A 9,248-nucleotide genomic window follows, 5' to 3' on the forward strand; every position below is an offset into this window, starting at 1 on the left:
GCGACGGGCCTTTACTTTTGGCGCGCCGACAGCGCCGCGCGCCGTTCGGCCCGGGGGAACGCGCATGACTGACCGCCGTCCCGACCTCCGTCCCGACCTCCGTCCCGACCTCCGTCCCGACCTCCGTCCCGATCCCGTGCTCATCGCCGGCGCCGGCCCGGTCGGGCTGGTGATGGCGCTGGAACTGGTGCGCTATGGCGTGCCGGTGCGGATCGTCGACCCGATGACCGCGCGCGCCACGACCTCCCGCGCCGTGGCGATCTGGCCGCGCACGCTGGAACTGCTGGATCGCGCCGGCGGCGACCTTTCCGCTGAGCTCATCGCCGCCGGCAACAAGGTGATCGCGGCCCATATGCTGGCCGATGGCAAGAGCCTCGCCCACGTGAAGCTGGCCGAAATCGAGTCGCCCTATCCCTTCGTGCTGATGCTGCCGCAGAGCGAGACCGAGCGCATTCTGCTGCATCATCTGGAGGCCCGCGGCGTGCGGCCCGAACTGGCCACGGCGCTGGCGGACTTCACCCCGGACGAGGACGGCGTCACCGCCACGCTCCGCCGCGCCGACGGCACCGAGGAGACCACCCGCTTTGCCGCGCTCATCGGCTGCGACGGCGCCCACAGCCCGGTGCGCCACCGGCTGGGTCTCGCCTTTGCCGGCGAGACGCTGGGCAGCGACTGGGCGCAGGGCGATTTCCACCTCACCGGCATGCCGTTCCCGGTCGATGAATTCGCCACCTGCCTGCACAGCGACGGGCCGGCGGTGCTGTTCCCGCTAGCGCCCGGGCGCTACCGCGTCATTGTCGGCCTCGGCCCGAACCCTGCGCCGACCGCGCCGCCACCGCCGGATATGGCCGGCTTCCAGGCGCTGCTCGACCGGCGCGGGCCCGGCGGCATCACCCTGACCGAGACGCTGTGGTCGACCTCGTTCCGCATCAATGAGCGCCAGGTGGAGAGCTATCGGGTGGGGCGCGTCTTTCTCGCCGGCGATGCCGCCCATGTGCACAGCCCCGCCGGCGGGCAGGGTATGAACACCGGCATGCAGGACGCGGTGAACCTCGCCTGGAAACTCGCTTTGGTGCTGCGCGGTCGCGCGACCTCTCCGCTCTTGCTCGACAGCTACGACCCGGAACGGCGGGCGGTGGGGGCGGCGGTCATCGCCACCTCCGGCCGGCTGATCCGGCTCAGCACGCTGAGCAATCCGGTGGCGCGGCAGCTGCGCAACGTCGTCATGCCCTTCGTGCTTGGCTTGGCGCCGGTGCGGCACGCCCTCGCCGGCGAACTCACCGAGACGGCGATCCACTATGCCGATAGCCCCCTCAACGGCGCCTCCTGGGAGGCCGGCCGCCGCGCCGGCATGCGGGTGGCGCCGCTGGCCGGGGAAGTGCCCTATGGCGCGGGCGATACGCCGCGCTTCACCCTGCGGCTCGGCGACGGCGTGGCCCCGCCGCCGGACGATCTGCCAATGGCCCTGCTCGATCCGGTGATGCGCGCGAACCCGGTGTCCGGCGGCATCGAACTGGTGCGGCCGGACGGCTATCTCGCTCTGGCGGTGGCCGAGGGCGAATGGGAGCCGGTTGCCGCCTATCTGAACCGGCTTGGCCAGGCATGATCGCGAGCGGGAGATCGAATGAGGGTGTCCTTCCTATATTCGCGCGGCAACGAGCCGCCGATCAGGATTCCGGCCATCGGGCTCGACCAGTTCGTCCGTCTGCCGCCCGCGACGAGCGGCGGTGATTTCTGCTTCATCGAGACCATCAACGCCCCCGGTGCCGGCCCGCCCCGCCACCGCCACCGCGAGGCAGAGATCTTCCGGGTGCTCGAAGGGCGCTATCTCTACGAGGTCGACGGCCGGCGTTTCTTTGCCGGGGCGGGCGACGTGGTGAGCATTCCCGGCGGGGCGGCGCATGGCTTCGTCAATGTCACCGACGCGCCGGCCCGCCAGTATATCCTCATGGCTCCGGCGCTGGACGCGGTGGCGTTCTTCACCGAGCTCGCCGGGGTGATGCATGACGGCCTGCCCGACACCGGCGCGCTGAACGCTTTCGGTGCGAAATGGCAGGTGGAGTTCCTCGGGCCGCCGGTGCGGGCGACGGAGGGGCCGACGGGGTGAGGGCGCGGGCGAGGGCGGTCGCCCGGTTTAGACGGTAAAAGGCGCGAGAACATATTGCGAACAGCGAACAAACCAAGTACGTTCGCGTCAGTCCTTGAGCTATCCCCCTTTTCCCTTGCGCACAGCCCGGAGCCCGGCAATGACTCAGTCTTCACTGCGACTCGTTGAAGGATCTTCCATGGACAAGTCCAAGGCGCTCGACGCCGCCCTGACCCAGATTGAGCGCCATTTCGGCAAGGGCTCGATCATGCGGCTGGGCAAGAACGACAAGATCATGGAGATCGAGACGGTCTCCACCGGCTCGCTCGGCCTCGACATTGCCCTGGGCATTGGCGGCCTGCCGCGCGGGCGGGTGATCGAGATTTTCGGGCCGGAATCCTCCGGCAAGACCACGCTCGCCCTGCACACCATTGCGGAAGCGCAGAAGAAGGGCGGGGTATGTGCCTTCATCGACGCCGAGCATGCGCTCGACCCGATCTATGCCCGCAAGCTCGGCGTGGACCTCGACAATCTTCTGATCTCGCAGCCCGATGCCGGCGAGCAGGCGCTGGAGATCGCGGACACGCTGGTGCGCTCGGGCGCGGTGGATGTGCTGGTGGTGGATTCGGTCGCGGCCCTCACCCCGCGGGCGGAACTCGACGGCGAGATGGGCGACAATCAGCCGGGCATGCAGGCGCGGCTGATGAGCCAGGCGTTGCGCAAGCTCACCGCCTCGATCAACCGCTCCCACACCATGGTGATCTTCATCAACCAGATCCGCATGAAGATCGGCGTGATGTATGGCAGCCCGGAAACCACCACGGGCGGCAATGCGCTGAAATTCTATGCCTCCGTTCGCCTCGACATCCGCCGCATCGGCGCGATCAAAGAGCGCGAGGAGGTCGTCGGTAACCAGACCCGCGTCAAGGTGGTGAAGAACAAGCTGGCGCCGCCCTTCAAGCAGGTCGAGTTCGACATCATGTATGGCGAAGGCGTCTCCAAGATGGGCGAACTGATCGATCTCGGCGTCAAGGCCGGCGTGGTCGAGAAGTCCGGCGCCTGGTTCTCCTATGACAGCCAGCGCCTCGGCCAGGGTCGGGAAAACGCCAAGACCTTCCTGCGCCAGCACCCCGAGGTTTCGGGACGCATCGAGGCGACCATCCGTCAGAATGCCGGCCTCATCGCCGAGCAGATCCTGGCGGGTAGTGAAGAGAGCGAGGACGGCGACGACGCCGAGTGAGGCGGCGGCCGGGGTGGCGGCGGGCTTGCCTGCGGTATCTCCGGCTGTTGAGCGACGGGTCGGCAGCGGAGCGGGGACGACGCCCCGCTGCTTTCTGGACAAGGTGTTGATGCGTCGTTAGAACCGTTGCGCCCGCGCCGGTCGGTGCGGGTCGGCGCCCTTCGCGGCGCTGCTATCCAGCATCGGCGGACCCGGGTTCATGAGCGGCGTAAACGAGATTCGCGCGACCTTCCTCGACTATTTCGCCCGCAACGGGCACCAGGTGGTCGACTCCTCCCCGCTCGTGCCGCGCAACGACCCGACATTGATGTTCACCAATGCCGGCATGGTGCAGTTCAAGAACGTCTTCACCGGCATCGAGAAGCGGCCCTATTCGCGCGCGGTCACCTCGCAGAAATGCGTGCGCGCCGGCGGCAAGCACAACGACCTCGACAATGTCGGCTATACCGCGCGGCACCACACCTTCTTCGAGATGCTCGGCAATTTCTCCTTTGGCGACTACTTCAAGGAGAACGCCATCGAGCTCGCGTGGAACCTGATCACCCGCGAATTCGAGCTGCCGGTCGAGAAGCTGCTCGTCACCGTCTATCATGAGGATGACGAGGCGTTCGGGCTGTGGAAGCGCATTGCCGGCCTGCCGGACGAGCGCATCATCCGCATCGCGACGTCGGACAATTTCTGGCAGATGGGCGATACCGGCCCGTGCGGCCCGTGTTCCGAGATTTTCTTCGACCACGGCCCGCATATTCCCGGCGGCCCTCCCGGCTCGCCCGACGCGGATGGCGACCGTTTCATCGAGATCTGGAATCTCGTTTTCATGCAGTTCGAGCAACTGCCGGGCGGCGAGCGGGTGCGGCTGCCGCGTCCGTCCATCGACACCGGCATGGGGCTTGAGCGCATCTCCGCCGTGCTGCAGGGCACGCACGACAATTACGAGATCGACCTCATGCGCGCCCTGACCGGCGCGGTCGAGGAACTGACCGACGTGCCCGCCAATGGCCCACAGAAGGCCAGCCACCGGGTGATCGCCGACCATCTGCGCGCCTCCACCTTCCTGGTCGCCGATGGCGTGCTCCCCTCGAATGAGGGGCGCGGCTATGTGCTGCGTCGCATCATGCGCCGCGCCATGCGCCATGCGCAGCTGCTCGGCGCCCGCGATCCGCTGATGCACCGCCTGGTGCCGATCCTGGTGCGCGAAATGGGCCGGGCCTTCCCGGAGATCGTCCGCGCCGAGGCACTGGTGGCGGAGACGCTGCGGCTGGAGGAAACCCGCTTCCGCAAGACGCTGGAACGCGGCCTGTCCATCCTCGAGACCGAGAGCGAGGGCCTGGAGGCCGGCGCGAAATTCTCAGGCGAAACCGCGTTCAAGCTCTACGACACGTTCGGCTTCCCGCTCGACCTTACCGAGGATGCGCTGCGCGCGCGCGGCGTCGGCGTCGATGTCGAGGCGTTCAACACCGCCATGGCGCGGCAGAAGGCCGAGGCCCGCGCCTCCTGGTCGGGCTCGGGCGAGGCGGCGACCGACACGGTGTGGTTCGCGGTGCGCGAGGATGCCGGGGCGACCGAGTTCCTCGGCTATGACACGACGAGCGCCGAGGGCACCGTGACGGCGCTGGTCACTGACGGGCGGCAGGTCGCGGAGCTGGGTGCGGGCGCCACCGGCCTGGTGGTGCTGAACCAGACGCCGTTCTATGGCGAATCCGGCGGCCAGACCGGCGATACTGGCGTGTTCAGCGGCGAGGATGGACTTAAGGTCCGCGTCACCGGCACGCAGAAGAAGCTCGGCGATGTGTTCGTGCATGAGGTCACGGTCGAGAGCGGCACGCTCAAGGTCGGTAGCGCGCTGGCGCTCACCGTCGATGCCGAGCGCCGTCAGGCCATCCGCGCCAATCATTCGGCCACCCATCTGCTGCACGAGGCGCTGCGCCGCGTGCTCGGCGACCATGTGGCGCAGAAGGGCTCGCTGGTCGCGCCCGACCGTCTGCGCTTCGACTTCTCGCACCCCAAGCCGGTGGAAGCGGACGAACTGCGGCGGGTCGAGGATCTGGCCAACCGCATCGTGCTGCGCAATGAGCCGGTGGTGACCCGTCTGATGGCGGTCGATGACGCCATCGCTTCCGGTGCGCGGGCGCTGTTTGGCGAGAAATATGGCGAGGAGGTCCGCGTCGTCAGCATGGGCACCGACCCCGGCAATGGCGCGCCCTATTCGATCGAGCTGTGCGGCGGCACCCATGTCGGGCGCACGGGTGATATCGGCGTCATCAGCCTCGTCAGCGAAAGCGCCGTCGGTGCCGGCGTGCGCCGGGTGGAGGCGATGACCGGCGATGCCGCCCGCCACGCGCTGACGGCCGACCGCCAGGCGCTGCAGGGCGCGGCGGCGCTGCTCAAGGCGCCGGTCACCGAGGTGGAGGCCCGTCTCGCCCAACTCGTCGAGGAGCGCCGCAAGCTCGAGCGCGAGCTGGGGGAGGCGCGCCGCAAGCTGGCCATGGGCGGCGGTGCGGGGGCGGAAGAGCCCGTGCGCAGCGTCGGCGACGTCAAGCTGCTGGCGCGCGAGGTCACCGGCATCGAGCCGAAGGATCTCAAGAGCCTGGTCGACGAGGGCAAGAAGCGCATCGGTTCCGGCGTGGTGGCGATTGTCGGCGTCACCGAGGATGGCCGTGCCGGGCTCGTGGTCGGCGTCACCGAGGATCTGACCGGGCGTTTCGACGCGGTGGCGCTTGTGCGGCGCGGCGCCGAGGCGCTGGGCGGCAAGGGCGGCGGCGGGCGACCGGACATGGCGCAGGCGGGTGGGCCGGACGGCGCTCGTGCGGCCGAGGCGCTGGCGGCGATCGAGAGCGCTCTGGCCGGCTGATCGCGCCGAGGAGCGGGGGGCCGTTGATGGCGGCGCGCAGACACGAGCCCGGCGGGTCGACGGCGTCTCTGTGGCGCGCGCGGCGGCGGCGCTGCTACGAGATATTGGAGCGCGACGCCGCGCATGACCGCACGGCGCATCGGGTCGAAATCGGCCTGATCGTGCTGGTGGTTCTCAACGTCATCGCCGCCGTGCTGGAGACGGTTCCGAGCCTGTATCTGCGCGACTACCGCGCCTTTCTCGGCTTCGAGCGGCTGTCCCTGCTGGTGTTCGCGCTCGAATATGCGCTGCGCCTCTGGGTGGCGCCGGAGAATCCGCGCTATCGCGGCCTCACACCGCTGCGGGCGCGGCTGCGCTATGCGCGCACGGCGGTGGCGATTGTCGATCTCATCGCCTGGCTTCCCTTCGTGCTGTCGGCGGCGTTCGGGGTCAATCTCGTCACGCTGGCCATCTTCCGCCTGCTGCGCTTCATCAAGCTGGTGCGCTATTCGCCGGGCATGCAGTCGCTGCTTGAAGTGCTGCACCGCGAGAGCCAGGCGCTGATGGCGTGCTTCTGGCTGCTGTCCGCCGCCGTGCTCGTCGCCGCCTCGGCGATGTATGTGGCGGAAGGCCATGTCCAGCCCGAACACCTCGGCTCGATTCCGGCGGCGATGTGGTGGGCCATGGCGACGGTGACCACGGTTGGCTATGGCGATGTCTATCCCGTCACCGTGGCCGGCCGGGTCATCGCCAGCCTCACCATGGTCACCGGCATCGTGATGATCGCCCTGCCGGTCGGCATCATCGCCACGTCTTTCGTCGATGTGATCAAGCGCCGCGATTTCGTCATCACCTGGGGCATGGTGGCGCGGGTGCCGCTGTTCGCCGATCTCGACGCGTCCGGCATTGGCGAGATCCACAAGATGCTCTCGGCCCATACCGCGCAACCCGGCGAGGTGATCGCCCGTCGCGGCGAGGTGGCGCGCTCCATGTATTTCATCGCCTCGGGCGAGGTGGAGCTGGAATTCGCCGACAGCGTGCATGTGCTGGGCGAGGGGCAGTTCTTCGGCGAGATGGCGCTGCTGCACCAGACGCACCGCGCCGCCACGGCGCGGGCACGCGTGCGCAGCATGCTGCTCATCCTGGAGGCGGAATCGCTGGCGGAGGTGATCCGCCGACATCCGGAAATCGGCAAGCGCATTCGCGCCATGGCCAAGGATGAGGAAGGCCCGCATCCGGTACGGCGCAGCGCCGATATCGCCAATGATGAACTGGTGGAGCCACCGGCGCCTGACGGCACATAGGTCGTGCAATTCGGCGAAGACGCCGGGGGATCGAAGGCGCGTTCAGATCAAGATGGGGCAGGTCTGCGGCAGTGTCGCGCCCGGGCCGGCGCCATCGCTGACCTGCGCGCTTGGGTACAGGCGTTGCGGCCTGTCACCCGATTTGGCTTGTGAGGCCGTCTGCGAGCGGCGGCGCTGCCGTGGCGCGCCGCCGTTTCGCTTATGCGCCTCAGGCCGCCGGGAAAGCGCGGGCGACGAGGCCGCGCCAGGCCTGCTGCGAGGCGAGGTGGAGGACGATGAGGTCCGTCCAGCCATTGGCATGGAAGGTCTCCAGCGTCGGGCCGGACAGCGCGCGGAACGCCGCTTCATCGACCAGGCGGAAGCCCTGGATCAGCTTCTCCGTCCCGTCCGGCAGGGTGACGCGGGCCTCGCGGCCGGTCAGCAGGTTTTCGGATTCGAGCGCGGCGGCGAAGGCGCGCGTGCGCTCATGCTCCACCGCGTAGGCCTCGCAAAAGGCGATGGCGGCGGTCGCGACCTCGGTCGCCTTGCCGTCTTCGGCGAAGAGCGGGCGGGCGCCGTCGCGCACCGCGTCGGTCGTCACGTGAGGGGCGGAAAGGTCCACACCCAGCAGGATCGCTTCGCCCTCGCCCGGCGTCATGCCGATGAAGGGGTAGCGGCGCACATAGCTCGGCACATAGTCGCCTTCCGTCCAGCTCCCTTCCGCGCGGACGAACAGGTTCTGGCCAGTGGTGAGCCCGGTCACCGCCAGCGGCGCGGCGCCTTCATCGGTCGCGAACACGATGGGGTAGCTGCGCTGGACGTGAACGAACTCGCTCGCCACCAGCGGGATCGCCGTCGCCGTCCGGGCGAAGCCGAAATCCACGCCGTCGCGCAGACCGATCAGGCGATGGTCAGGGAAGCGCAGGAGCGCGGGGGAGCCGTAAAAGGGCGGAAGCCCGGGAGCAGGAATTGGCGTGCCGGCCGACATGGGAGGAGCTTTCGTGGAGAGGAAGGAGCGCCGCAGCCGGGCCGGCTGCGGCCTTCGGTGGGCAGGGATCAGGGCTTGAGGCTGGCGTCGAGCGCGGGCGCGAAGCCCTTGAACGACACCGGCAGGGTAACGGGACGCTGGGCGCCGTCCTGGAAGGTGAAGCTGCCGGCCTCGGCGGTGGTCTTCATGGTCTGCACCAGGGCGGCGTCGAGCTGGGCTTCGGCGACGCAGACCTGCGCGCAGCGCTTATATTCGAGATCGAGCTCCTTGCCGTTCTCGCCGATCTTCAGCGACATGCCGGCCGGCAGCCACACGCCCTGCGGCACCTGGATGAGGATGATCATCGGCGACTTCGGGTCGGCGCGGCCGACGGCGATGGTGGCGACGAGGCCCTGGCCCTGCACCTGCAGCTTCTGGATCACTTCGCAGGCGCGGGGCTGGTCGGCCGGGGTGACGCAGCGCATCAGCCAGTCCTGATAGGTGGCCGTGGTCTCCGCCGGCTGCGACGCGTCGCCTGCGGCGGCCGCAGGTGCCGGCGCCGCCGGACGGGCGGCGGCGGGCGCCGCCGGGCGGGGCTGGGTCGCCTGGGCCGGCGCCGGGGCGGTGGTGGTCTGCTGCGCCTGCGCGGGCCCAGCGATAAGCGCGCCGGCCATCAGGGCGGCGCCGAGCATTTTCAGGCTCGCATGCATGTCTCTGCTCTTTCTTGAACGCGAGGGAAGGGATGGGAGCGGCGCCGGCCGCGGCTGCGGCACGGCGACGCCGTGTGACGACGTCGGTTCGGCGGCGACGCGAGGCGGCTGACACAAGTCTGCGGCATCCGG

The 9,248-nt window shown here is 69.1% G+C and carries 7 protein-coding genes; 5 read left to right on the plus strand and 2 right to left on the minus strand.

The genetic code is table 11. From position 1 onward, the window contains the following. Positions 1–64: 64 nt before the first annotated feature. The 5 genes from ACP2AH_RS19035 to ACP2AH_RS19055 all read left to right on the plus strand — a co-directional run bounded on the left by ACP2AH_RS19035 (position 65) and on the right by ACP2AH_RS19055 (position 7,460). The gene (locus tag ACP2AH_RS19035; RefSeq protein WP_425107247.1) at positions 65–1,606 is read left to right on the plus strand and encodes an FAD-dependent monooxygenase; all 1,542 of its coding nucleotides are present in this window, start codon (positions 65–67) and stop codon (positions 1,604–1,606) included. 18 nt (positions 1,607–1,624) lie between these two features. Further along, complete coding sequence (locus tag ACP2AH_RS19040) at positions 1,625–2,107, plus strand: cupin domain-containing protein (protein ID WP_425107248.1); 483 nt, start codon at positions 1,625–1,627, stop codon at positions 2,105–2,107. 139 nt (positions 2,108–2,246) lie between these two features. Further along, positions 2,247–3,326 (plus strand): recombinase RecA, encoded by a 1,080-nt coding sequence (gene recA / locus ACP2AH_RS19045; RefSeq protein WP_425107249.1) that lies wholly within the window; start codon positions 2,247–2,249, stop codon positions 3,324–3,326. Between the two features lie 199 nt (positions 3,327–3,525). Further along, positions 3,526–6,177: an alanine--tRNA ligase gene (gene alaS / locus ACP2AH_RS19050; RefSeq protein ID WP_425107250.1), complete on the plus strand. Its 2,652-nt coding sequence runs from the start codon at positions 3,526–3,528 to the stop codon at positions 6,175–6,177. A gap of 26 nt (positions 6,178–6,203) precedes the next feature. Beyond that, a complete protein-coding gene (locus ACP2AH_RS19055; RefSeq protein WP_425107251.1) occupies positions 6,204–7,460 on the plus strand; it encodes a cyclic nucleotide-gated ion channel in 1,257 nt (418 codons plus the stop codon). Between the two features lie 208 nt (positions 7,461–7,668). Here ACP2AH_RS19055 and ACP2AH_RS19060 read toward each other — a convergent pair whose 3' ends face one another. Further along, positions 7,669–8,427 (minus strand): SapC family protein, encoded by a 759-nt coding sequence (locus tag ACP2AH_RS19060; protein WP_425107252.1) that lies wholly within the window; start codon positions 8,425–8,427, stop codon positions 7,669–7,671. Between the two features lie 68 nt (positions 8,428–8,495). After that, complete coding sequence (locus ACP2AH_RS19065) at positions 8,496–9,116, minus strand: invasion associated locus B family protein (protein WP_425107253.1); 621 nt, start codon at positions 9,114–9,116, stop codon at positions 8,496–8,498. Between the last annotated feature and the right edge of the window lie 132 nt (positions 9,117–9,248).

Source organism: Ancylobacter sp. (genome assembly GCF_965249975.1).
Lineage (GTDB): Bacteria > Pseudomonadota > Alphaproteobacteria > Rhizobiales > Xanthobacteraceae > Ancylobacter.

What these genes read in the sequence shown, in the direction of transcription:
- ACP2AH_RS19035 (WP_425107247.1), top strand. Translation starts at nt 65, where the DNA reads ATGACTGACCGCCGTCCCGACCTCCGTCCCGACCTCCGTCCCGACCTC.
- ACP2AH_RS19040 (WP_425107248.1), top strand. Translation starts at nt 1,625, where the DNA reads ATGAGGGTGTCCTTCCTATATTCGCGCGGCAACGAGCCGCCGATCAGG.
- recA (WP_425107249.1), top strand. Translation starts at nt 2,247, where the DNA reads ATGACTCAGTCTTCACTGCGACTCGTTGAAGGATCTTCCATGGACAAG.
- alaS (WP_425107250.1), top strand. Translation starts at nt 3,526, where the DNA reads ATGAGCGGCGTAAACGAGATTCGCGCGACCTTCCTCGACTATTTCGCC.
- ACP2AH_RS19055 (WP_425107251.1), top strand. Translation starts at nt 6,204, where the DNA reads ATGGCGGCGCGCAGACACGAGCCCGGCGGGTCGACGGCGTCTCTGTGG.
- ACP2AH_RS19060 (WP_425107252.1), bottom strand. Translation starts at nt 8,427, where the DNA reads ATGTCGGCCGGCACGCCAATTCCTGCTCCCGGGCTTCCGCCCTTTTAC.
- ACP2AH_RS19065 (WP_425107253.1), bottom strand. Translation starts at nt 9,116, where the DNA reads ATGCATGCGAGCCTGAAAATGCTCGGCGCCGCCCTGATGGCCGGCGCG.